We start from the raw sequence: 23,768 nt of genomic DNA, 5'->3' as shown, positions 1-23,768 counted from the left end.
GATTGCTTACGCTTCGATTAAATTACACGAGACTTAAATGGGTAACCCTATTTTATTAAATACCATACAGAATTAAACTACTGATAATGAGCTCAGAAACAAAATACAACTAGAATAATATATTCATAATCATCCAGCATCATCCATAATCAGTACCCTAAGCATATTTAAAGCGGCTAAGCTTGCTCTCATGATGTTTCTTCCTCTATGTTCTCCAAATTGATAAACTTTAGAAATAGTTCCTTTTGGACCAGAAACAGCAATCCAAGTATAGCCAACCGGTTTCTCAACACTTCCACCATCGGGACCTGCAATACCACTGATAGCCATAGAGTAATCAGTATTTAATTGCCGACGAGCGCCTTCTGCCATTTGTCGTACTACTGTTTCACTTACCGCACCAAATTGTTCAATATCCTCAGCTTTCACACCTAAAACCTTATGTTTTGCCTCATTAGAATAAGAAACCACCGAACCATGAAAATACTGAGAGGAGCCTGCTAAGGAAGTCAGCATGTGTGCAATATGGCCACCTGTGCAACTTTCAGCAGTAGAAATAGTTTTATTTTGCTGAAGGAGTAATTGAGCCAAGGCAGACTCTAGGGAGACATCATCATATCCAAAAACTATTTTATCTCCCAAAATAGAAATGATCTTATCTACTTCAGCTTGAATTTCTTCTTTAATGATTTGCTCGTCAACTCCTCTTGCTGATAGTCTCAGCCTAACTAAGCCTGGCCTTGGAAGATAAGCCAGTTTGATATGCTCCGGAAGATTATCTTCAACCTCCTCTATTATTCCAGCAAGAAAAGACTCTCCAACTCCTGTAGTCATAATCGTTTTCTGGAAATACTTTTCAGGCTTAAATTGCACTTCCAATCTAGGAATCACTTCATTTTCCATCATGGTTTTCATCTCAAATGGAACACCAGGCATAGAAACTATTACCTTTTCATCTTTATCGAACCACATTCCGTAGGCTGTTCCATATTTATTAGGAATAGCGATTGCTTTCTTCGGAAGATTAGCTTGATCTTTATTGACACCTGTAATTTTAAAGCCTCGAGATTTAAATAGATTTTCAATATTTTGAAATGCTTCCTCATTAAAATACATTTCAGAATCAAAATACTCTGCCAAAACCTTTTTAGTAATATCATCTTTGGTTGGACCTAAGCCTCCACTTATCAATACAATATCAGATTTTTCCATAGCTGCGGATATAGCATCCTCTATCTGCGAGCCCTCATCAGAAACTACTGTAATCTTTATGACTTCAAATCCATGCTCACTCAAGATGGAACCCATCCATGAAGCATTGGTATTGATAACTTGGCCTATTAATAATTCATCTCCTATATTGATAATCTCTACTTTAGCTTTCATTATAATCTATGTTAAATTTGATGCTTATTACTTAGTGTTTTTCCTATATTTGTTCTCTTTTTCTGCAAAATTAGCTTTTGCTGGGAATCTCACATGATAAAAAATCTTAATATGAATAAGAAAGCCATAGCTGAATCGGAATTAATCATAAACCCAGATGGTAGTATCTACCACTTACACCTTCATCCTGAGAACATTGCTAATGACATCATATTGGTTGGTGATCCAGGAAGAGTTGAAGTCATTTCTTCTTATTTTGATCAAATAGAGTTTAAAATGGCCAATAGAGAAATCCACACCCACACTGGATATATTGGCAAAAAAAGAATTACTGTGCTAAGTACAGGTATGGGAACCGACAATTTAGACATTGTCATTAACGAATTAGATGCCATTTGCAATATCGATTTAAAAACCCGTATCCCTAAAGATTCTCACCGTAGCCTAAGACTTTATCGTTTAGGAACCAGTGGCGCCTTACAACCCGAAATTCCTGTTGATACTTTCTTGGCTTCTTCACATGGAGTAGGAATTGATGGTCTTTTATGGTTCTACGAGCAAGTAAATTCTGTTATTGATAAAGACATGACCGAAGCTTTTTTAAGAGATACCAATTGGCCAGATGATTTACCAAAAGCTTATATCGTTCCAGGTTCTGAAGAATTACTAAATACCGTAGGCAAGAATTTCATGAAGGGAATCACTGCTACAGCCCCAGGTTTCTTTGGCCCTCAAGGTAGAGTTTTGAGAATGCCCTTGGCTTATCCGGATTTAAATGATAGAATCAGTAGCTTTTCCTATCAAGGTCAGAAATTAACCAACTTTGAAATGGAAACTTCCGCTTTATATGGACTTTCTAAAGCTTTAGGCCATCATGCGATGACCGTTTGTGCAATCATCGCCAATAGGGAAAGAAAAGAATATTCTAAAGACTATAAAATAACTGTAGTCAAATTGATAGAAGAACTACTTGAGCAAATTTGTCAGCAGTAACATTCTTTGATTTTAAAATACTAAGCAATTGGTGGATTTTTAATTAGCCCTCTAATATAAAGGGAGTAAAAATCCCCCAATGATTTTGTCTTGAATACAAAATCCACTTACTGTTTCTGGATTTTAGTGGAGAATGATTGTCCATTCTCATCTATCAACTCCAATAAATAAATCCCTTTTCCAAGTTCAGAAGCATTAATTGTGGATGTATTTTGAGATTCTAAGACTTTCTGGCCAAAGAGGTTATAAATAATAATATTTTGATAGGTTTGTCCAGATTGTATATTGATTTCTTGTGTAAATGGATTTGGATAAACCATATTTGAAACCTCTTTCGCTTGAGTAAAATCAATCCCTGTTATTCCCGAAACCAAGTCCGATTCATCTGCTTGTAGCACTTTCTTATTGCTTGAGTTTTGAATGATAGCCAAAGCAAAAATCTCATCCAACACCCAATCAGAATGAGCAGTATAATTATAAGTAAACTCTACTTCCTCTCCTATTTCCAACATGGGTAGATCCATATTTCCTAATTCCTTCCTAAAAACATTGTGATGCAAATCTTCGCCATTTGGCGCATTATAGTCTACTTCTTTTTCGGCCAAAACCACATAAACCATATCATCATTGCTTGGGACACCACTTAACCTTTCTATCTTTACTTTCACATCAATGGTTTCATTTGCGCCATAAAACTGATGCACTTGAATAGAATAATCACTCATGGCATCTTGTTGCTCCATCAACTGCTCCTCAGTTAACATTGGGCTTTGACTTGGAATTACTGTCCCAGCTAAAACCACTCTTGGGGTGCTTCCATAAATACCATAATACTGTGTTCTTGCATCATTTTCGCTAGGGTTATGTTGAGAAAACAAGCAATTAGAATAGGGAGAACTAGGGTGAATAGATAAATGTATTACTTCTGGGTGATTATCCAACAAAGCAAATAATGAAGGATTTTTAATACTACAAATACTACATCGGGTATTTGTAAAATGTTCTGCAATTACTTTTCTAGTTGTTTGACTTTGGACAGAAAATGCCAACAATACAATTAATAGTGTAATTAATCTATGTTTCATCTTTTAAAATTATATTATTTATTGATTGGTCGCAAAAGGTAGTCTAGTCCTTACAACTTTTCCAAAGAAAGCTTCTATAAAGCAAGAAGTCGTCTTGTTTGTAAGGAATTGCTATTTGTTGTTTGAAATGAATTCAAGTGAGATTTACTAGATTTATTTGCCGTTTTAACATTGAAAACATTAATTTTACCCACATCAATTCACTTTATCCTTAGAATAATAGATTTTATGCAGAAAATTCTGATTCTTACTTTTATTCTCATTTCAAGCATTTCCTTTTCCCAAACGGATAGCTTGAGAGTTTTATTTTTAGGAAACAGTTATACGAGTGTAAACAATCTTCCAATTATTGTGGAGGAATTAGCAAATTATTCTAATAGAAATGTACATACAGAGCTCCATACTCCTGGAGGACATACTTTGGAACAACATTCTATTAATGAATCCTCCTTATTAAAGATAAGAAAAGGGGATTGGGATTTTGTGGTTTTACAAGAGCAAAGCCAGATTCCAACTATTGATTTTCATAAAGAAAACTCCATGTACCCTGCCGCTCGTAGGCTTAATGACTCCATAAAAAAGTATAATCCTTGTGCAAAAACACTATTTTATATGACTTGGGGAAGGCGATTTGGAGGACAACAATGTGATGATTCTGGAGTCTATTGTAGTCCCGATTTTGTTGATTTTACTCATATGCAGGATTCTTTAGAAAGTGCATATTGGGGAATTACTCAAGAACTTAATGCCCTAGTAGCTCCTGTTGGAATCGCATGGAAGAAAGTCATTAATGAAAATGAAACAATCCTCCATGCTGTTGACAACAGTCATCCCAATTATTCTGGGACCTATTTGGCAGCTTGTGTTTTTCATTCTATGATGTGGAATATTTATAGTTTCGAAAACTCCTTTATTGGAAACCTAGATGAAGAAATGGCCCAGCTATTACAATCTACTGCCGATTCTATCGTTTTTCATTCCTATAATAATTGGAACCTCCATATTAGTCAAGTGAATTCTGATTTTTCCTTTGAGGTTTTTAATGATTTCGTACAGTTTAATAATCTTTCCGAATGTATTCAACCTATGATTTATCATTGGGATTTTGATGATGGAGAATATTCTTCCGAAGAAAACCCTTCTCATAATTATCAAAACAACCAGACTTATGAAGTTAAACTCATCAGCCAATATTGTGAAAACATTGATACAGCAATATATGATGTCTTCATTGATGTCAATACAGATGTTGAAAGACTCATACCCGATGAAAGCATATTCCTCTCCCCTAATCCATTTCAAAATCAACTGAATATTCAATTTAATAATGCTGTTAATTATCAAATTGATTTAATCAATGATTTAGGAAACATCATACATTCTATAGATGGCAAGCAAGAAAAACTCATTCATTTTCCTACAGAAAAGCTTAGTAACGGCATTTATTTTGTTAGAATAACAAATCAGGAAACCAAGCGTATTTCCACCTGCAAAATTCTAAAAAGTAAAATATGAAAGCATCAAAAACCCTAAATATCATTCTTTTTTCCTGGATCACTCTTGCCCTTTTCGGACAAACTAAGGATGTATTTGTGAAAAAAGATCTATCAGAAGTTTTAGGATTTGTGGTTTCACAAACTGACCCCACCTATTATGAGGATGCTGATTATTTACAATGGGAGAAATATTTAAACCGAGCACATCCGAATGTGGCCACATTACATTCCTATTTCGAAGAAGCCTCTTTGGAATTTAACATTCCTATGGAAATATTAAAAGCCATTGCCAAAGTGGAAAGCAATTGGACTCAGATGGGGCCAAGTATAGATAAAGGATGGGGAATCATGCACTTAGTTGACAATTCCTATGCTAATACTTTAAATGATGCCGCGAAATTATTAAACCTTAATCCTCAAATTTTAAAAGATGATCCCAAGCAAAATATCAGAGGAATGGCTGCTCTTATTGCTTTTCAAAGTAAAGAAAAACGAGAGGAGGTCCAGAAATTAGAAGATTGGTTTAATTATTTAAAACCTATCACTGGACTTGTATCTGAGGAATTAAAAGAATTACAAGTTTACGAGTATTATAAAGTTATAACACAGGGCAGCATTTCCAAAACTCTTTGGGATGAGGAAATTATCTTAGAAGGCCAGAGTTTAAATATTATACCATATTTAAATCCTGAAAATCCATTTATATTCTCAAACAAAGCACCAAATACAAGTGACTACCCTCCAGCTATTCCAGCTTTAACCTCATGTAATTTCGCCGAAGGAAGGAATCATGAAATAGATGCTTGGGTAAATCATTGGATAGGAACAGGAACTTATGCTGGAGCCATTTCTTGGTTTCAGAATTGCGATGCTGAAGTAAGTGCGCATTTCGTTATTCGCTCTTCTGATGGTGAAATCAGCCAAGTGGTAGAAGTGGCAAATACAGCTTGGCATTGCGGTGCAAGTGGCTATCCTTATAATAATAGTCGCTCCATTGGCATTGAACATGAAGCCACCTTGGCCAACCCCGATCAGTGGAATTCTATGCCCATGCTAGAAGCTTCAGCTACCATGGCCAGCTATTTCTGTGATGAGTATGAAATACCCAAAACACTATCTCTTCCTGGAATTAGAGCCCATAACCAAATGCCAGGAACCAATACCATGTGCCCCGGAAACTTGCCTTGGGGTTTATGGATGAGTTTGCTGGATGAGAATTTCAGCGAAGTGGATTTAGTGATTATGGATATGTGGACTAATCCCACTAGTCCTGATCAAGGAGAAGAAGTAGAACTCTTTATTGAAATCGGCAATGTGGGGAATACCCCTGCCGATACTGTTATTCTAGATTATAGAATTGAGAACGAAATCATTTATCTGGATACTGTTCTAAATTTAGAAGCCAATTCCACTCACATACTCTCTTTACCCAATTTTCAATTTACTTCTTTTGGCTTACTAAACTATTGCATTTATATTGCACCGCATCCTCAAGAAATAAACATCCTCAATAATAGCTATTGCATTGATATAGATGTGAGTCCTGTTTATGCTACATCTGAACTAATAGCACAAAATCAAATCAGAATATTCCCAAATCCCTGCTCAAATAGAATAAATTTCGATAATAACAATCTAGAAATCAAACAAATTGAGATTTATAACCTTCTGGGAGTTCGGGTTTATCAATCCTTTAATATTAAAGATGATTTCATAAATGTTTTCCAGCTTATGAATGGATTTTATATCATAAATTTTTTAGATGAGAAAGGAGATTATACAACGGTGAAATTTCAAAAAGAATAAATAGTCTCACTAGTCTTAAAATAGGAAGATTTAACTTTATTTGGAATAACTTCCTAAACAAGACAGAACAATGTTCAATATTGGACAAGAGAAAATACAACCAACACCAATCTAAAAGTACTAATCACCTGGTTATCATATATTTAATTTTGTTTTAAAAACAAAATCAAAGGGAACAATTCCCTTTTTAGAATCATTACAAATTATTATATTTGTCATCCAAATTAATAAATCAAAACTTTATGGAAAATTTAGACTCTATGAATTCTTATTGGGATCAATACAGCCCACTGTTGGTAGAATACGGAACTTCACTAATTGGAGCCTTACTGGTTCTTGTCCTTGGTCTTTGGATAGCAAAAATGATTACTGGTTCTATCAAAAAGATGATGTTGAAAAGTAAAATGGACGATTCTTTAGTTCCGTTTTTAACAAGCCTTGTTGGCACCATTTTAAAAATTCTAGTTGTAATTAGTGCCTTAGGCATGTTAGGAATCGAAATGACTTCTTTCATAGCCATATTAGGAGCCGCTGGTTTAGCAATAGGTATGGCTTTATCTGGAACGCTACAAAACTTCGCTGGTGGTGTAATGATTCTTATCTTTAAGCCTTTTAAGGTTGGTGATTTCATTACTGCACAAGGCCATAGCGGTACAGTTAAAGAAATCCAAATTTTCAATACTATTCTTAATACTCCTGATAATAAAATCATCATTATACCAAATGGTGGTTTAAGTACAAATAGTATGATTAACTTTTCTGCTATGGAAACTCGTCGTGTGGATTGGACTTTTGGAATAGCATATGGCGACGATGTAGACAAAGCAGAAGCTGTTTTACAAAAGCTTATCGATGCAGATAAGAGAATCCTTAAAGATCCAGCATCATTTATTGCTGTTAGTGAATTAGCAGATAGCTCTGTAAACTTTGTGGTTAGAGCATGGGTAAATGCAGCAGATTATTGGGGTGTATATTTCGATATGAATAAAGCAGTTTACAAGACTTTCGACAAAGAAGGTTTGAGTATCCCCTTCCCTCAAATGGATGTACATTTAGACAAATAAAAATTTAAGATAAATTTTAAAGAGTTAATTGGCTTATCCCAGTTAGCTCTTTTACTTTTTAACTCATTTAAACACTTATAATGGAAGAATTAAATAATATTGACATTAATAAGATTAATGACCAAGCTATGACAATGGTTATGGAATATGGACCTAAATTACTTTTGGCTTTTGTAACCTTAATGATTGGTCTTTGGATCATTAAAAAATTAGTTGCTGTAGCCTCTAAAGGAATGAATAAAGGAGATACAGATCAAACTCTGGCTCCATTTGTAATCAATCTTATCAGTTGGGTCTTAAAGATTCTTTTATTCTTGAGCGTAGCTTCAATGATAGGAATAGAAACAACTTCATTTATTGCTATATTCTCAGCAGCTACTTTAGCTATTGGTTTAGCATTACAAGGAAGTCTTTCAAACTTTGCGGGAGGTATTATTCTGCTTATTTTTAAACCTTACAAGGTAACAGATCTTATTGAAGCCCAAGGACATTTAGGTGTGGTAAAAGAAATTCAGATTTTCAATACCATCCTCTTAAATCCTCAAAATAAAACCATCATCGTACCAAATGGAGCAGTGGCTGGAAATAGCATCATTAACTATACCACCGAAGGTAAGTTAAGAGTAGACTTAAGTGCTGGTATTTCTTACGAATCAAATATTAAAGATGCTAAAGATGTATTAATGAAGGTTCTTCAAGACCATCCAAAGGTTTTAAAAGACCCAGCTCCTTTTGTTGGAGTTAGCGAATTAGGAGATAGCTCCGTTAATTTTGCTGTTCGTCCTTGGGCAAATGTAGCAGATTATTGGGATGTATATTTCGGAATCAATGAAAAAATAAAATTAGCTCTTGATGAGGCAGGAATTACTATTCCTTTCCCACAAATGGATGTTCATTTTGATAAAGATACGAAGTAATAATAGGAACTGGAAAATTGAAGCTAGAAGTTAAAAAGACTTTAGTTTTAAATAATCTCAGACTTTCACAAATAATTATATAAAGAAGCCTTCACAATAATGTGTTGGCTTCTTTGTTTTTCTTTACTTTGCAAAAAAATATAACATGGGAACTTTTCTTTTTAACGAAATCATATTTGGTCCTGTCTCTAGCAGAAGATTAGGGGTTTCTTTGGGCATTAATTTATTGCCTACCGATTATAAATTTTGCACTTTTAATTGTGTTTATTGTGAATGTGGTTGGACCTTAAAAGCGGACAAAAAAATAAAACTACCTACAACTGAAGAAGTAAAAAATGAACTTGAAAAAGTATTGGAAGAATATGCTGATCAAGGTAAGGAAATCAATTCCATTACCTTTGCAGGAAATGGAGAGCCTACTATTCATCCAGATTTTGCCCAAGTAATTGATGATACTATAGAACTCAGAAACCTATGGATGCCAGAAGCTAACATCTCGGTACTTTCTAATGCTTCTCAGCTCAACAAAACAAAAGTTACTGACGCTTTAAAAAAGATTGACCAGAATATTCTAAAACTCGATGCAGGAACAGAAGAAACTTATCGATTGATCAATATGGCTCAGGAGCATTTGAAGTTTGACAAAATTGTGGATTACTTAAAAAGCTTCCAAGGAAACCTGATTATTCAAACTCTTTTTATAAGAGGAAGTCATAATGGTAAGAGCTTTGACAACACTACTGAGGAAGAAGTAAATGCTTGGCTTCAACTATTAAAAGAAATACAACCTGAATCAGTGATGTTGTATCCAATTGAAAGAGACACTCCTGCTGAAAGCTTAGAAAAAGTTAGTCAAGAAACGCTAGAACGAATAGCAGCCAAAGTAGAAGCCATTGGAATTAAAACTGATGTTTATTAATAATCAATGAGTGGGTTTATGAATAAATTAAGGATATAAAGAAGGATTTAATGAATGAATTGGTAAATGAAGGAGAGAGTGATTTCAGTCTGTTCTATCCTTCTATCACCAATACATCCAGTAATTAAAACAAAATATTGAGTGCATGAAAAAAGTACTTATTGAATCCTATCAATGTGAGAATATTGGAAAAACTATTGCCGCATTAGATTTTAAGGAAAGCTTTTTAGAAAGAGACTTTTTAACTATTAATGTATCTGATGAGCTCAAAACAGCCATGTATTATTATGCAGTTGGAATTTGCCACCAGACTTATCACTTGGCAAATCCAGAACTGAATCTATATGGTTGGGATTTTTTAGAATATGGATTTATTGATATTGCCAAAAACAGACCTCAACTTTTAGAAGCTGATTATCTCGTCCAACTTTCCACTGCTCAGCTCGCTAAAGAAATCCGTCCTTTCTTCGCTCCTCAAAACATTGCAGAACAATGTACACTTGATAATATTGAAGAAAGATGTAGTTTTTGGATTCATATGGCAGAACTTATAAAAGACTCTGGTTTATCACATTTAGAGTATATTCAAAAATCGAATGGAGTTCCTAACTATTTCTATAAAAAGCTAAAACATACCGTGGCTTATTCTGATCATTTACAAAAGAAAACAAGTTTTTTAATGAAACTCTTAGAGGATGCAAAATTGATACAGTTCTCTAATCATCAAGATTTGATTCCGATAATGGATTATCACATGCAAAGGGTATTGTTGCGAACAGGATGTGTAGAAGTTTTAGATAATGACTTAAAATTTGCTTTACAAAACAAGCTAAGATTGCAAAATGAACAAGAATTAAGAGTAGCCTGTATTTCTGCCATGAAACAGATAGCCCAACACTCTGGCTACTCAGTTTTTAAGATGAATGATGTTTTTTACACAATGGGACTTTCTTGTTGTAACCAAGAAGCTCTCTGTCAAAAAGGGAGTTGCGAAAAAGCACCTTGTACATTGGCATTAGCAGTAGAACTTGATCAGCACCAACAATGTATTTTTGAAGCCTGTTGCAAAGGGAAAAACGACGAAGACTATCGAAAATACTGGCAACCCCAAGTTAATACTCATTATTACTAACACTTGGGATTTGCTTAGCATTAGTAACTCATCATCAATTTATTTTTTTTTGCTATCTTGCATCTGTTTTTAGACCTAATATTTATGACAGAATCACTCGAAGCACTAGATCACATCCGATTAAACTTTAGTCCTTCAAGCCTTCATGCACTCAACATTGCCATTGGTTTTGTTATGTTTGGTGTGGCTTTGGAGATAAAACTCAAGAGCTTTAAAGAAATCCTATATTCCCCAAAACCAGCTATTATTGGTGTTATCTCACAGTTTTTACTTTTACCCGCACTTACCTTTTTGCTCATCATTTTACTCAAAGACTATTTATCACCTAGTATGGCTCTAGGAATGGTTTTGGTGGCGGCTTGTCCTGGTGGCAATGTTTCAAACTTTATATCCTCATTGGCCAAAGGAAATATTGCACTATCAGTGAGTTTAACTGCAATTGCAACTGTTTCTGCTATTATATTTACTCCTCTAAATTTTGCTTTTTGGGGTGGTATGGTCATCAACTTCTTTGAAAACCATAACGCAGGAAATCTAATCAGACCATTGGAAATAGATATTTTTCAAGTCTTCCAAACCATATTTATCATTTTAGGATTACCTTTATTTATGGGGATTTTAATCAATCATAAATTCCCTGATTTCACTAACAAGATTACGGGAACTATTAAAAAGCTTTCCATTATCATATTTACAGCTATTATCATTTTAGCACTAGCCAAAAACTTTTCTCATTTTACCAATTCTATACAATACATCTTTATCATCGTCCTTATCCATAATGCTTTAGCTTTAACCAGCGGTTATGGATTAGCTAGTATATTCAAGCTTTCAAAGCCAAATAGACGCAGTGTAAGTATTGAAACAGGAATTCAAAACTCGGGATTAGCTTTGGTATTAATCTTTAATCCCAAAATATTTCCTCCAGAATTAGAATTAGGTGGAATGGCCATCATTGCTGCCTGGTGGGGAATTTGGCATATGATCGCAGGCTTGACCCTTGCAAGCGTATGGGGAACTTCGTTTACTTTTTTCGGTTTGAGAAAACCTTTACTAAATAAAGACTAAGAATGGGTATCAATAAAGTTGACCAAAAATCCTTTAGATATAAACTCCTCTGGAATACTATCAAATTCTGGCATGAACTATATTATCATCAAAAGATAGAAATCACCAACCAAGACCGGGTTCCTGCTGAAGGAGCTATAGTTTTTACGCCCAATCATCAAAATGCTTTGATGGATGCCTTGGCTTTACTGTTCTCGGTAAAAAGGACAGTGGTTTTTCTGGCTAGAGCTGATATTTTCAAGAAAAAATCTGTTGCTGAAATACTATATTTCCTTAGAATCTTACCCGTTTATCGCCCGCGAGATGGACAGGGAGAAGTAAAAAAGAATTTAGAAACTTTCAAGAAAACTAGCGAAGTATTGCAGAAGAACCTCGGTATTACTATTTTCCCAGAAGGTACACATACTGATAAGCAAAGCCTTCTTCCTCTAAAGAAAGGATTTGCTAAAATTGCCATGCAAACAGAAGAAGCTAATGATTTCAAACTTGGAATTCAGTTAATTCCTGTAGGAATAAGTTATAGCAATTACACCCAATGTCAGAGCACTTTATCTATCAACTTTGGCCATCCCATTCATTTAGCTGACTATTATGAGGAATACAAAAAGAAGCCTGCTATTGCTTTAAATCAGATAAGAGATAAAATGAGTGAATCATTAAAAGAAAATATGATTCATATAGAAGATGATGAGAACTATAATGCAGTAGAATACCTAATGACCGCCTATGCCAAAGAAATCCCCTTTCCACAAAAAGGTACAAGTAGAATTTTAGTTGGGCAAGTTTTCTTAAATAAGCTCGAGTCATTGAGCGAATCTCAATCAGAAAAATTTGAAGAATTGATTAAAAACACCAATGACTTTCTTAAGCTATCTTCTAAATTCAATAAAAGACAAAAAGCTTTGTGGCCTAAATATAGTATCACAAAACTATTATTAAATACCTTAAGGTTTATCATTTTATTACCTTTACTATTACCTTCTGCACTTTTACACTTACCCACTCAATTACTCTCGCACCTACCCTCTAAATTTATTGGAGACGAACAGTTTCATAGTACTTTTAGATTTGTACTGGCTTTCATTATTCTACCTATCACCTTTACTATTGAGGCTATTCTTCTAAATATTTTTTATGATGACTTCTCTTTATTTTATTTTTTCATAGCTTATTCAATATCCCTAATATTCATCTTGCTCAATGTAAATTGGCTCAGAAATTATTATGGAATTTTTAAAATCTTCATCTTTAAAATGTTTAATTCTAAAAAAGCTGAAGGCATAGAAAAACTAATCAATAGCATTAAATTGTTAATTCAAGAGTTGTAGCAGAGCTAAATTACAGTAATACAAAATAATTAACATTTTCAAACAATTTTATAAAGGCTTAAAGTAAATGAAATGCATACTTTTGTGAACACATTCGCATAAACTATGGAAAATTTTTCGGTTACCATTTTAGGAAGCAGCTCTGCCTCACCCACTTCTAGGAGAAATACCAGTAGTCAATTGGTCAATTTCTATCAGAGGTATTATCTGGTAGATTGTGGAGAAGGAACTCAAATTCAACTGCGCCGTAATCGACTTAAAATGTCCAAAATCAACCACATTTTCATCAGTCATTTGCATGGAGATCATTTCTTTGGATTAGTAGGTCTTATAAGCAGTTTAAATCTTTTTGGCAGAACAAAAGAACTTCATATTTATTCCGACCTAAGAATTAAAGAAATTATAGATATACAATTGGAAATATCAGAAACAGCACTTCAATTTGAAATCATATACCATCCGATCAATTTGAAAGAAAAAGAATTGATTTTTGAAGACAAGAAATTAGAAATTTATAGTTTTCCTCTAGAACATAGAGTACCAACTTGTGGTTTCTTATTTCAAGAAAAAAAATCCTTCCCAAATATCAAAAAAACCATCATTAAAAAGTACAAGCCAAGTATCGATGAAATTAATAAAATAAGGTCAGGTGAAGATTATATACTCGATGATGGAACTGTTCTCCCGAATGACGAAATCACAAATGAAGCTCCTGCTCCTCGCTCCTATGCCTATTGTTCCGACACCAAGTATTTCGAAAACTTACACCACTATTTTAAGGGGGTAGAATTGCTTTATGCAGAGTGTACTTTTATGAAAGACCTACAAGAAGTCGCTACTAATAAATTCCATATGACAACAGAGGACTCCAGCAAATTGGCTAAAGAGTCTGATGCTCAAAAATTAATGGTTGGACATTTTTCGGCCCGATATAGAGATTTAACGGAGTTTAAAGATGAAATGGAAACACTTCACCCTGGAACTATTTTGGTTAACGATAATGATACTATAAATATAAGAGAAGATTAGATTATTTATTGAACTCTACCTTACGAAATACATTCAATTCACCTTTTCCATCAATACATTCCGTTATTTTTTTCTTAAATTTCCAACAAGTCATTTGACGAATTTCCATTATCCGACTGATTTCATGGGAAGAAATGTCAGGTTTCTGACAAACTAAAAATGCTAATTTAAAAGCTTCGGGAAGAGAAATCTTACAACCATGAAAAGCGGTATTTGCAGTAGCCGATTCTTGAGTTTTACATTTGGTACAGCGTCGAGAATATGCTTGTCTTCCATCGCAACTATTTGTATGCCCGCACTTTTTACAGACAAATCCTTCTGACCATTTTTGCTCAGACAGATAAGCTAAACAAGCTTCCTTTGTGGAAAAATGCTTATCAAACTGCTCATGACTCATGTTTTTAAAAGTTGGCATCATAATACTGACATATTGTCGGCAAAATTAATAAAAAAAATCATGGCATCATAATTGAACTAAGAAAAAAGTGGTATTAAAGCGATTTAAAATAATTTTAGTATTTTTGCAAAAACTTAAAAAAACAACAAAAACATATTGATAATGAAGAAAGTAGGAATATTTGCTCTTGCAGCACTTTTTGGATTCGTGAGTATAAGCTGTGATAGCACGGCAGCAGAAAAAAATAGTAATGGTGAAACTCTAAATATTGATGCCAAACCAACAAATCCTTCTCCTGAAGACCATAAAGTAATCGTTTTAGACGAAACTGCATTTAAAGAAAAAGTTTGGAATTATGATGCCAATCCTGATGAATGGCTATTCAAAGGCGATATTCCTGCTGTGGTAGATTTTTATGCAGATTGGTGTGGCCCTTGTAAAAAGATAGCTCCAATTATGGAAAAACTAGCTAAGGAATATGATGGCAAAATTGTTATTTATAAAATAAATACAGATCATAATAGAGAATTGTCATCAGTTTTTGGAATCAGAAGTATCCCTTCTATATTATTTATCCCAAAAGAAGGCCAACCTGCTATGCAAGCCGGTGCAATGAGTGAGCAACAATATAAAGATATTTTTGAAGACTTCTTATTAGGAAATAAGAAAGAAGAAACAAAATAATAGTCTGAAAGAAGACTAAATAAATAAGAAAATAAATTATAAAAAATATAAACAATAAGTAATGGAACATTTAACAAAAGAAACATTTTTAGCCAAAGTATTTAATTTCGAAGAAAATAAAGAATGGAAATTCGAAGGTGATAAACCTTGTATTATAGATTTTTATGCTGATTGGTGTCAGCCATGTAAAGTTCTTTCTCCAATCTTGGATGAATTAAGTAAAGAATACGAAGGGAAAATTGATATCTATAAAGTAGATACAGAAGCTGAACAAGAATTAGCTGGAGCTTTTGGAATCAGAAGCATCCCTTCTATCCTATTTTGCCCTGCTGATGGACAACCACAAATGGCTCAAGGAGCTCTTCCTAAGGAATCTTTAATACAAGCCATTAACGATGTATTATTGAAAAAGACTGAAGCATAAGACTTTAAGATTTTAAAATATATTTGTATATAAGAGATGTGGCTATTAATTTCGCCACATCTTTTTTATTTGATTTATGAACGTATTATCCACAGCATATTTTCCACCCATAATCTGGATGGCCTATCTTCATCAAAAGAAAAACATTTCTATTGATGCCAAAGAAACCTATCCCAAACAAACCTATCGTAATCGTTGCCAAATAGCAACAGCAACTGGGATCATGAATCTTTCAGTTCCAGTAAAAAAGCCCAATGGCAATCAAACCATCACTGAAAATATTGGATTTGAAGATCAACAAAAATGGCAATGGCAACATTGGAAAAGCATAAAGACTGCCTACGACTCCTCCCCCTTCTTTCTTTACTACCAAGATGATATAGAGGAGCTTCTTAAAAAAAAATATTCAAGCTTGATTGAGTTAAACGAGACTATTATAAAAGACTTAACCAGTTTAATGAATCTGGATATAGAAATAAAGTATACCCATGACTTTGCTCCCATAGAAAGTGGAAAAGTAGATTTACGCTTCGATATTCATCCAAAGAAAGATTTAAAAATAAAATTCCCTAAATACTACCAAACCTTCGATGATAAATTGGGCTTCATCCCCAACCTTTCCATCCTTGACTTGCTCTTTAATTTAGGCCCTGAAAGTATACTATATTTAGAAAGTATTAATCTCGATGAAATAGACAAATAAAATCGGCCTCTACACAATAAACAAAGGCTTTTCACGTATAAAGAATAAGATTAACTTTGCTCCAATTATGAAGACAAAAAAAACACTCAATATATTTATGATAAGTGCCTTATTAGCTCTTGTTATATTCACTTCCTGCAGAAAAGATGAAACCATTAGTTCGGATCCATCTTACAAACTAAGTTTTTCAACAGATTCAGTCTTGTTTGATACAGTATTCACCACAATGGGTTCTGTTACAAAGAGACTTATGGTATACAACCCCAATGAGAATAGTGTTGTCATAAGCCGAGTAAAATTAGCTGGGGGTAGTAATTCGCCATATAATATAAATATTGATGGAGCTTCTGGAACTTCAGTCAGTAATATAGAAATAGGCGGAAATGATAGCATATACGTCTTCGTCAGGGTAACGGTAGATCCTGTAAATGACAATCTACCTCTAGTAGTGAAGGATTCAGTGATATTTGAGACCAATGGAAATGTACAAGATGTAGATTTGGTAGCTTGGGGACAAGATGCACATTTTATTGTTGCTGATCAACACTTAAATGGCCTTCCTCCTTTTTCATACATTGCAAAAGAAGGTGAAAATATACATTGGACCAATGACAAACCCTATGTGATTGTTGGTTATGGTGTAGTTGATTCTGCTGCTTCATTAACTATAGATGCTGGTTGTAAAATTCACTTCTATAATAATGCTGGGATGTGGATTTATAGATATGGAGCCATACAAGTGAATGGGAGTTTAGAAGAACCTGTCATGTTTCAAGGCCTTCGTTTAGAGCAAGAATACCAAGATGTTCCAGCTCAATGGGATAGGATATGGATTAATGAAAGCGATGTAAACTCTGAATTTAATTATGCCATTATTAAAAATGGAACTATCGGAATTCAAGCAGAAACACTAAGAACTGGATTAGGCAATACATTAGTTCTGAATAACACTCAGATTTTAAATATGCAAGGCTGGGGCATTTTTACACGATTCTATCAGATAGAAGGTAATAATGTGATAGTAGCCAATGCAGGAAGTAGCCTTTTGAATTTGACTACTGGTGGCTCTTATCAGTTTAAGAACTCCACTTTTGCCAATTATTGGGGATATGATGTGAGAAAAGACCCATTACTACATATTTCAGACTATTTCATTCTACAAAATGGCAATGAGCAATTGGTTTATACCGGTGATTTAGAGAATGCTTATTTCGGTGATTGTATTTTTTATGGAAGCCTAGAAAATGAAATTCTTCTTGACAAATATCCTGAAAGTACTTCCCTATTCAATTATAACTTCGATTATAGCCTTCTAAAAACACCTAATACCAACGACGAATACTTCACCAATTGTATTTTCAATAAGGATCCCATATTCGTAAACTCAAATGTTAACGATTATCATATTGATTCTCTTTCTCCTGTAAAAGCACTAGGAATACCTATGGGAAACACCATTGATTTAGATGGCATAGAAAGAGGTGAAACACCCGATTTAGGTGCTTATCAGTGGGTACCTGTAGCCGATGAGAAACTTTGGTAATAATATGACTGGAACCTTAGTAAATATAATTGCAATCATTATTGGAAGTAGTATTGGATTACTTATCCACAAAAGCCTTCCAGATAGATTGGTGAAAGTCACTTTCCAGATCATGGGCTTGTTCACCTTGGTTTTAGGAATGAAGATGGCCTTAGAAAGTCAAAATCTCTTGGTCTTGGTTTTTAGCTTAATTCTAGGCGGAATTGCTGGGACAGCATTAAAAATTGATGATTATGTACAAAGCCTTAGTGACAAATTAAGCGCTAAAGTGGGCGGAAAAAACGAGGATTTCTCTAAAGGATTGATCACTTCATTTTTACTCTTCTGTGTTGGCTCCATGACCATTATTGGTGCCTTGGAGGAGGGCATGAACGGAGACCCTCAACTTTTATTGATTAAATCTCTTATGGATGGATTTTCGAGTATAGCACTCACTGTGGCTTTTGGTTTAGGGGTAATGTTTTCTGTGATTCCTCTGCTTATCTTCCAAGGTGGACTCACCTTATTGGCAGCTTGGCTGGGCTCCTTTCTTCCTGAGATCTATATTATAGAAATAAGTGCGGTAGGAGGACTTATTTTACTCGCTCTTGGACTCAATCTTCTTGAAATTACCAAAGTTAAAATCGTAGACTTATTGCCAGCACTCTTATTCGCTCCTCTGATTCTCTGGTTATATGGCTTTATGCCTTCTTTTTAATATAATGATTGAATACTTTATTGTGACAATTGTTGAATATTCGAATTCTCGCATTAAACCCAATAATCAACTACTCTAGATTCTTCTACTACTTCTTTGATATAAGCTAGAACCTCGAGATGCTCGGGATGCACTCTATATTCCTCCAGTCCTGCTTCATCTTTAAAGCTGGAGCTCAAAACTATATCCATTGCTGCTGGACGAGTAGAAAAGTTTAATCCCACTTCCATTTTCTGCAACGCAGGAATGTGATTCTGTAAGTCGTTTAAAAGCGATGCTAGTTTTTCTAATCTTTCCTGTTTTAGTTCAGCATCTACTGCTTTTAATTTCATCATGACTATATGTTGGAGCATGAGATTGTATTTTTAAGATGAGTAAATAATTTTTCTTTTGCGGCTAAATCATCCATATCCAACCATTCAATATCTTCATTTTTGGTGAACCAAGTCATCTGGCGCTTAGCATATCTTCTGCTATTGGTTTTTACTTTATCCACAGCCCACTCGTAGGTCTCCTCTCCATCTAACCATTTAAAAAACTCACGATATCCAACTGTATTCAATGCATTTAAATCTTTCCGAGGATATAATTGTTTGACCTCCTCTAAAAGCCCTTCAGTAATCATTAAATCTACTCTAAGGTTGATTCTATCGTAAAGTTTGGCCCTATCCTGCTTTAAACCAATCCATTTTATATCAAACCCGCGTTTCTTCTTGGTTCCAAGTCTTAACTTAGAATACTTATCTCCAGTAGTTAAACATACTTCTAAAGCTCTTTTTATCCGGTTTGGATTTTGCAAATCTACTTGCTTATAAAACTCAGGATCATATTTTCTAAGCAACATCCTCAATCCTTCAACTCCATCGTTTTGAAAAACCTCCTCTAAATATGTTCTGGTTTCTTCTGATGGATCAGGTAATTCATCTATACCATAAGCCAATGCATTTAAATATAAGCCAGAGCCTCCTACCGCAATTAACACATCTTGCTTCTCAAAAAGCTTGTGGATTTTAGTAAGAGCTTCCATTTCGTATTTATGAACATTATAAGGCTCTGCGATGCTGATATTCTGAATAAAATGATGAGGAGCTCCTGCTAATTCTTCAGAGGAGGGTACGGCTGTACCAATACACATTTCTTTATAAAACTGTCGTGAATCAGCAGAGATGATTTCAGTTGAAAAAAGTTGAGCGAGTTCTATAGCAAAACGAGTTTTACCCACTGCTGTAGGTCCAGCAATAATGAGGAGCTGTTTCTGAGGAGCTTTCATGGTTTATTTCTTCTTTAAGCCTAATTCCTCAGCCTTTTGAATCATAAACTGAAAAGCGGCTTCATATTCATTGGGAATATCACCATCAAGAATAGCCTCTCTAATGGCATTTTTGATAATTCCAACCTCACGGCAAGGTTTTATATCAAAGGTTTCCATAATCAAGTCCCCATCCACCGGAGGCTGCCAGTTTCTCATTTTATCTTTCTCTTCTATCTCTACCAGCTTTTGTCGCACTATCTGAAAATTATTCAAATATCTCTTTACTTTCTCATGATTCTTTGAAGTAATATCAGCCTCACAAAGTGTCATTAAATCATCAATATCATCACCAGCATCAAATAAAAGGCGTCGTACAGCAGAATCTGTCACAATTTCTTGAGATAAAACTATAGGTCGTAAATGAAGTCGCACCAATTTCTGAACATACTTCATCTTTTCATTCAATGGTAATTTAAGCTGTGCAAAGATTTTCGGAACCATTTTAGCGCCCAGAAATTCATGCCCATGGAAAGTCCAACCATTTCCTTTCTCAAATCTTTTTGTGGCGGGTTTGGCTATATCATGCAATACAGCAGCCCAGCGCAACCACAAATCATTGGTATTGGGAACGATATTATCTAAGACTTGTAATGTGTGATAGAAGTTATCTTTATGACCAACCTTATTCTTGATATCCACACCTTTGAGCAATAACAATTGCGGAAAGATATATTTCAACAAGCCACTCTTATCTAATAGTTTAAAACCAACGGAAGGTTTATCAGCCATAATGATTTTATTCATCTCATCCATCACCCTTTCTTTAGATACAATCTTTATTCTTTCCGCATTTCGAATAATAGAATTAAAAGATTCCTCTTCTATTCTAAATCCCAATTGGGTAGCAAATCTAATGGCTCGCATCATTCTTAAAGGATCATCAGAATAGGTTACATCTGGTTCGAGAGGCGTTCTTAGGATTTTATTCTCTAAATCGGAGATTCCATTAAAAGGATCTACCAATTCACCATAATTTTCTTCACTTAAGCGAAAAGCCATGGCATTTATAGTAAAGTCTCTACGGTTCTGATCATCAATAAGTGTACCGTCTTCCACGATGGGTTTTCGGCTATCCCTTCGATAACTCTCTCGTCGAGCTCCCACAAACTCCACCACCAATTTCTTAGAATCGTCTTGGTATTTAAACATGGCGGTTCCAAAGTTTTTAAAGACTTTGACTTTAATGTCCTCCCCTATTTCTTTAGCTGTGGCTTCTGCCAGTTCTATTCCGCTTCCGATTACGGTAATATCTACATCTTCTGAAGGTCGACCTAAATAAAGATCGCGGACAAATCCTCCAATTACGAAGGCTTCAACATTTAACTGAGAAGCCGATTTTGCAATGGTTTTAAAGATGCTATGTTCGAGTTGTTGATGAACCACTTGATATCTGTATTAATATAATTTGCAAAAGTAAGAAACATTGGGGATTGATTTCGTATAGATTCTATAATAGAATCCTAATTATTGAGGAGTTTCCTTTACTCCATCCTCCTCATTTTTCACGGCATTCAATTCCGCTTTATTCTTTTCTTCTTCTTGCTTTTTTCTTTCTCTTCGCTTCTGATTTTGAAACAGCTCTTCTAAATTATTAAATTCTTTGCGATAGAATATACCAACTCCCTGAGTATAAGGCGAAGTATTATCCAATAAGTCAACAGTGTTGGTTCTGTTAAAAGCTTTCAGTCTAAGTCTACCGTCTTTAGTGATTTTTACCTCCACATTGATATCTCCCACTATACTGGAAGTATTTGCTGTATTGGGATTATCCTGCACATTCTGATAGCCAAAATTCCCATCTATAGTTACGCGTTCATCAAATAACTGCGTACTTAATGCAACTTCTACTTCTTCATTGGTCAAATCCCCTCCAGGCCGATAATTAATACCAATGTCCACATCTTTACTAATTTGCGACAACCAGTTACTTACCTGATTAGCAACAATTTGCAAGGATGTCCCACCTACAGTATTGGCTAAATCACTATTCCCAGTTCCAGTTGTAAAACTAAAAGTATTGAGTACTAAAAGCGACAGCATCTGCTGTGACATTTCAGAAGGATTCGTTGTGTCAATCTTAGTAAAAACATATTGTTTTACTTCCTCAGTAGAATTCGGAAGGTCGAACCTAAATTTCACATTTGGATTCATAATAGGACCAGTAAGCCCAATCATACAATCCACAGGAACTCTATTTCTATAGGAGGAATCTTGATCTAAGCCCAAACTATTTAGGCTAGTTTTTACCGTATATTTTGCGGTCATCCCCAAGGTACCATTATATGGGTCACCAGTCCAGCTAATGGTTCCTCCTTCATTGAGTACAAATCTACGATTCAACAAGTTTCGAATTTTAAAGAAGAATACCCCATTCGACACTCTATAATCACCTGACATTCTAAAATTTCCAGTTCTAGAAAGGTTCATGTTTAAATCGCCAGAACCTTGAGCCTGTATGAGGCCCAACTGTGAAGGAAGTGAAATATTCACATTAGCCTCCGGAGTAATAGATAAATCCATATTCAAAGAAAATGATGACAACTTTGGCTTAAATTGTTTTGCATTTTGGGCCTCTGTGGTATCTTTACTATTTTTGAAAACAATAAAGCTATTATCAGAAACGCCAAGAGATGTATTTATAGGAATACTGATATTGGTTCCGTTTTTTGAGGTAGCATCTATATCTAAAAATACATTGTCGAATGGTCCACTTATGGCAATTTCACCATCCACTATAGCTTTTCCATAAAACAACTCATTCATTCCTTTTGAAGTGTTTAATGCCACAAAATTGATAGGCTTCACTTTTAAATTAACTCCAAAATTACGAAGCCGTTCATGACTTAGTCCGCCTTGTAATACTGCCTTATTACCCACCGTATCAAATAAAACCACTTCGTTAAAGCCTAGCATTTCATTGTCCAAATTCAAAGTTCCGGATAATGAGTACAAAGTATTTAGGTATTTGATTCTAAATTGAGTACGTGCTAAATCTAAACGTCCAGATAAGTTTGGTTTTAAAAAATTTCCTTTCAACCTAATTTCACCAGTAGCTCTTCCTTCCAAATCAGATACAAATTCTTTTAAAAAAGGATTTAGAAAATTAATGCTAAGGTTATGAACAGACACATCCATATCTATCTGATTATCTATCTCTTCTGGATAATAGAAACCTTCTAGATAAAGAGGCTTAAAACTTCCTTTGCTACCTTGCTTTTCCAAGTTGATATTTAAAAACACAGATCGATCTGTATTCCACGTAGATTTGATTTCAGCATCTCCTAAATGCTCCTCGTTTAAAGTAAAGTCGACTAATTTCAAGTTGGCTAAGAAATTGATATTATTATAAACATCTATCAATTCGAAGCTTCCCGTTAAAAAGCCTTTAAATGCGAGTCCTGCTTGAGCGGTGAGAATATTAAGAGTAGAAATATTAAAGTTCTTAAATTGCATTAAAAAGCTCTCATCTAGGGTATCAGAGATAGCACCATTTATTAATACGCTTTGGTGGGCAGACCGAAACTCTAAGCTATCGAATACCAAATCATTATCAATCAATGTCAAATGACCATTATTGGTGGTACTCCAAACTGAATCATAAATCACCATATCTGCATTTTCTAGAAAAACATCAATTTTATCCGTATTTTTCAAAGCAGCTAAACCATTAATTTTACCCTTATTCAATGCTTCTGTATTTAAATTATACCAATTGATATTAAAAAAGGCACTGTCTTGATTCAGCTTTACGTTTAATAATAATTGATCTAGTCCTAATTTAAGAG

21 protein-coding genes and 1 pseudogene are annotated in these 23,768 nt (G+C 34.5%); 15 read left to right on the top strand and 7 right to left on the bottom strand.

Features of this window, described 5'->3' with window-relative positions:
• Positions 1-129: 129 nt before the first annotated feature.
• Positions 130-1,386 (bottom strand): competence/damage-inducible protein A, encoded by a 1,257-nt coding sequence (locus HNS38_RS16755; RefSeq protein ID WP_172284814.1) that lies wholly within the window; start codon positions 1,384-1,386, stop codon positions 130-132.
• Positions 1,387-1,497: 111 nt separating this feature from the next.
• Between HNS38_RS16755 and HNS38_RS16750 the strand changes: the two genes are divergently transcribed.
• The gene (locus tag HNS38_RS16750; RefSeq protein WP_172284813.1) at positions 1,498-2,379 is read left to right on the top strand and encodes a nucleoside phosphorylase; all 882 of its coding nucleotides are present in this window, start codon (positions 1,498-1,500) and stop codon (positions 2,377-2,379) included.
• Positions 2,380-2,486: 107 nt separating this feature from the next.
• Here HNS38_RS16750 and HNS38_RS16745 read toward each other — a convergent pair whose 3' ends face one another.
• A complete protein-coding gene (locus tag HNS38_RS16745) occupies positions 2,487-3,464 on the bottom strand; it encodes a T9SS type A sorting domain-containing protein (protein WP_172284812.1) in 978 nt (325 codons plus the stop codon).
• 228 nt (positions 3,465-3,692) lie between these two features.
• On the opposite strand from HNS38_RS16745, the gene HNS38_RS16740 reads away from it, so the two are divergent.
• From HNS38_RS16740 to HNS38_RS16700, 9 genes are all read left to right on the top strand, one after another.
• Complete coding sequence (locus HNS38_RS16740; protein WP_172346770.1) at positions 3,693-4,979, top strand: T9SS type A sorting domain-containing protein; 1,287 nt, start codon at positions 3,693-3,695, stop codon at positions 4,977-4,979.
• Entirely contained in the window at positions 4,976-6,766 is a 1,791-nt protein-coding gene (locus HNS38_RS16735; RefSeq protein ID WP_172284797.1) for an N-acetylmuramoyl-L-alanine amidase, read from the top strand. Before HNS38_RS16740 ends, HNS38_RS16735 begins: the two co-directional genes overlap by 4 nt.
• Before the next feature lie 242 nt (positions 6,767-7,008).
• Positions 7,009-7,830 carry a mechanosensitive ion channel family protein gene (locus tag HNS38_RS16730; protein ID WP_172284796.1) on the top strand — a complete coding sequence of 274 codons (822 nt, stop codon included), beginning with the start codon at positions 7,009-7,011 and terminating at the stop codon, positions 7,828-7,830.
• A gap of 80 nt (positions 7,831-7,910) precedes the next feature.
• Positions 7,911-8,747, top strand: a complete 837-nt coding sequence (locus HNS38_RS16725; protein WP_172346769.1) for a mechanosensitive ion channel family protein — start codon at positions 7,911-7,913, stop codon at positions 8,745-8,747.
• 145 nt (positions 8,748-8,892) lie between these two features.
• Positions 8,893-9,666 (top strand): radical SAM protein, encoded by a 774-nt coding sequence (locus HNS38_RS16720; RefSeq protein ID WP_172279761.1) that lies wholly within the window; start codon positions 8,893-8,895, stop codon positions 9,664-9,666.
• Between the two features lie 145 nt (positions 9,667-9,811).
• Complete coding sequence (locus HNS38_RS16715; RefSeq protein ID WP_172346768.1) at positions 9,812-10,798, top strand: hypothetical protein; 987 nt, start codon at positions 9,812-9,814, stop codon at positions 10,796-10,798.
• A gap of 84 nt (positions 10,799-10,882) precedes the next feature.
• Entirely contained in the window at positions 10,883-11,866 is a 984-nt protein-coding gene (locus tag HNS38_RS16710; RefSeq protein WP_172279765.1) for a bile acid:sodium symporter family protein, read from the top strand.
• 2 nt (positions 11,867-11,868) lie between these two features.
• A complete protein-coding gene (locus tag HNS38_RS16705; protein ID WP_172279767.1) occupies positions 11,869-13,194 on the top strand; it encodes a 1-acyl-sn-glycerol-3-phosphate acyltransferase in 1,326 nt (441 codons plus the stop codon).
• A 105-nt stretch (positions 13,195-13,299) separates the two neighbouring features.
• Positions 13,300-14,223, top strand: coding sequence for a ribonuclease Z (locus HNS38_RS16700; RefSeq protein ID WP_172279769.1), 924 nt, complete (start codon positions 13,300-13,302; stop codon positions 14,221-14,223).
• A 1-nt stretch (position 14,224) separates the two neighbouring features.
• Here the strand turns inward: HNS38_RS16700 and HNS38_RS16695 are convergent, their stop codons facing one another.
• Positions 14,225-14,641 (bottom strand): transposase, encoded by a 417-nt coding sequence (locus HNS38_RS16695; RefSeq protein ID WP_172279771.1) that lies wholly within the window; start codon positions 14,639-14,641, stop codon positions 14,225-14,227.
• Positions 14,642-14,782: 141 nt separating this feature from the next.
• Between HNS38_RS16695 and trxA (HNS38_RS16690) the strand changes: the two genes are divergently transcribed.
• The 5 genes and pseudogenes from trxA (HNS38_RS16690) (at position 14,783) to HNS38_RS16670 (ending at position 18,671) form a co-directional block, all read left to right on the top strand.
• Positions 14,783-15,304: a thioredoxin gene (gene trxA / locus HNS38_RS16690; protein WP_172279773.1), complete on the top strand. Its 522-nt coding sequence runs from the start codon at positions 14,783-14,785 to the stop codon at positions 15,302-15,304.
• A gap of 67 nt (positions 15,305-15,371) precedes the next feature.
• A pseudogene (gene trxA, locus HNS38_RS16685) lies at positions 15,372-15,728 on the top strand (thioredoxin); the annotation flags it as partial.
• Positions 15,729-15,804: 76 nt separating this feature from the next.
• The gene (locus HNS38_RS16680; RefSeq protein ID WP_172279777.1) at positions 15,805-16,431 is read left to right on the top strand and encodes a WbqC family protein; all 627 of its coding nucleotides are present in this window, start codon (positions 15,805-15,807) and stop codon (positions 16,429-16,431) included.
• Between the two features lie 67 nt (positions 16,432-16,498).
• A complete protein-coding gene (locus HNS38_RS16675; RefSeq protein WP_172279779.1) occupies positions 16,499-17,974 on the top strand; it encodes a hypothetical protein in 1,476 nt (491 codons plus the stop codon).
• A gap of 4 nt (positions 17,975-17,978) precedes the next feature.
• Positions 17,979-18,671, top strand: coding sequence for a DUF554 domain-containing protein (locus HNS38_RS16670; RefSeq protein ID WP_172279781.1), 693 nt, complete (start codon positions 17,979-17,981; stop codon positions 18,669-18,671).
• Between the two features lie 53 nt (positions 18,672-18,724).
• Here HNS38_RS16670 and HNS38_RS16665 read toward each other — a convergent pair whose 3' ends face one another.
• The 4 genes from HNS38_RS16665 to HNS38_RS16650 form a co-directional block, all read right to left on the bottom strand.
• The gene (locus HNS38_RS16665; protein WP_216663760.1) at positions 18,725-19,006 is read right to left on the bottom strand and encodes a Dabb family protein; all 282 of its coding nucleotides are present in this window, start codon (positions 19,004-19,006) and stop codon (positions 18,725-18,727) included.
• 2 nt (positions 19,007-19,008) lie between these two features.
• A complete protein-coding gene (gene miaA, locus HNS38_RS16660; RefSeq protein ID WP_172279785.1) occupies positions 19,009-19,941 on the bottom strand; it encodes a tRNA (adenosine(37)-N6)-dimethylallyltransferase MiaA in 933 nt (310 codons plus the stop codon).
• 3 nt (positions 19,942-19,944) lie between these two features.
• Positions 19,945-21,366 (bottom strand): HD domain-containing protein, encoded by a 1,422-nt coding sequence (locus tag HNS38_RS16655; protein WP_172279787.1) that lies wholly within the window; start codon positions 21,364-21,366, stop codon positions 19,945-19,947.
• Positions 21,367-21,447: 81 nt separating this feature from the next.
• A partial coding sequence (locus HNS38_RS16650) for a translocation/assembly module TamB domain-containing protein (RefSeq protein ID WP_172346767.1) occupies positions 21,448-23,768 on the bottom strand: 2,321 nt, incomplete at its 5' end.

This window comes from Lentimicrobium sp. L6 (assembly GCF_013166655.1).
Classification (GTDB): Bacteria; Bacteroidota; Bacteroidia; order Bacteroidales; family UBA12170; genus UBA12170.
Note: the sequence above shows the minus strand (reverse complement) of the source record. Positions and strands in the feature narration are given on the sequence as shown.

Excerpts from the sequence above, each read along its gene's own strand:
- HNS38_RS16755 (WP_172284814.1), bottom strand. The coding sequence starts at position 1,386 with ATGAAAGCTAAAGTAGAGATTATCAATATAGGAGATGAATTATTAATA.
- HNS38_RS16750 (WP_172284813.1), top strand. The coding sequence starts at position 1,498 with ATGAATAAGAAAGCCATAGCTGAATCGGAATTAATCATAAACCCAGAT.
- HNS38_RS16745 (WP_172284812.1), bottom strand. The coding sequence starts at position 3,464 with ATGAAACATAGATTAATTACACTATTAATTGTATTGTTGGCATTTTCT.
- HNS38_RS16740 (WP_172346770.1), top strand. The coding sequence starts at position 3,693 with ATGCAGAAAATTCTGATTCTTACTTTTATTCTCATTTCAAGCATTTCC.
- HNS38_RS16735 (WP_172284797.1), top strand. The coding sequence starts at position 4,976 with ATGAAAGCATCAAAAACCCTAAATATCATTCTTTTTTCCTGGATCACT.
- HNS38_RS16730 (WP_172284796.1), top strand. The coding sequence starts at position 7,009 with ATGGAAAATTTAGACTCTATGAATTCTTATTGGGATCAATACAGCCCA.
- HNS38_RS16725 (WP_172346769.1), top strand. The coding sequence starts at position 7,911 with ATGGAAGAATTAAATAATATTGACATTAATAAGATTAATGACCAAGCT.
- HNS38_RS16720 (WP_172279761.1), top strand. The coding sequence starts at position 8,893 with ATGGGAACTTTTCTTTTTAACGAAATCATATTTGGTCCTGTCTCTAGC.
- HNS38_RS16715 (WP_172346768.1), top strand. The coding sequence starts at position 9,812 with ATGAAAAAAGTACTTATTGAATCCTATCAATGTGAGAATATTGGAAAA.
- HNS38_RS16710 (WP_172279765.1), top strand. The coding sequence starts at position 10,883 with ATGACAGAATCACTCGAAGCACTAGATCACATCCGATTAAACTTTAGT.
- HNS38_RS16705 (WP_172279767.1), top strand. The coding sequence starts at position 11,869 with ATGGGTATCAATAAAGTTGACCAAAAATCCTTTAGATATAAACTCCTC.
- HNS38_RS16700 (WP_172279769.1), top strand. The coding sequence starts at position 13,300 with ATGGAAAATTTTTCGGTTACCATTTTAGGAAGCAGCTCTGCCTCACCC.
- HNS38_RS16695 (WP_172279771.1), bottom strand. The coding sequence starts at position 14,641 with ATGATGCCAACTTTTAAAAACATGAGTCATGAGCAGTTTGATAAGCAT.
- trxA (WP_172279773.1), top strand. The coding sequence starts at position 14,783 with ATGAAGAAAGTAGGAATATTTGCTCTTGCAGCACTTTTTGGATTCGTG.
- HNS38_RS16680 (WP_172279777.1), top strand. The coding sequence starts at position 15,805 with ATGAACGTATTATCCACAGCATATTTTCCACCCATAATCTGGATGGCC.
- HNS38_RS16675 (WP_172279779.1), top strand. The coding sequence starts at position 16,499 with ATGAAGACAAAAAAAACACTCAATATATTTATGATAAGTGCCTTATTA.
- HNS38_RS16670 (WP_172279781.1), top strand. The coding sequence starts at position 17,979 with ATGACTGGAACCTTAGTAAATATAATTGCAATCATTATTGGAAGTAGT.
- HNS38_RS16665 (WP_216663760.1), bottom strand. The coding sequence starts at position 19,006 with ATGATGAAATTAAAAGCAGTAGATGCTGAACTAAAACAGGAAAGATTA.
- miaA (WP_172279785.1), bottom strand. The coding sequence starts at position 19,941 with ATGAAAGCTCCTCAGAAACAGCTCCTCATTATTGCTGGACCTACAGCA.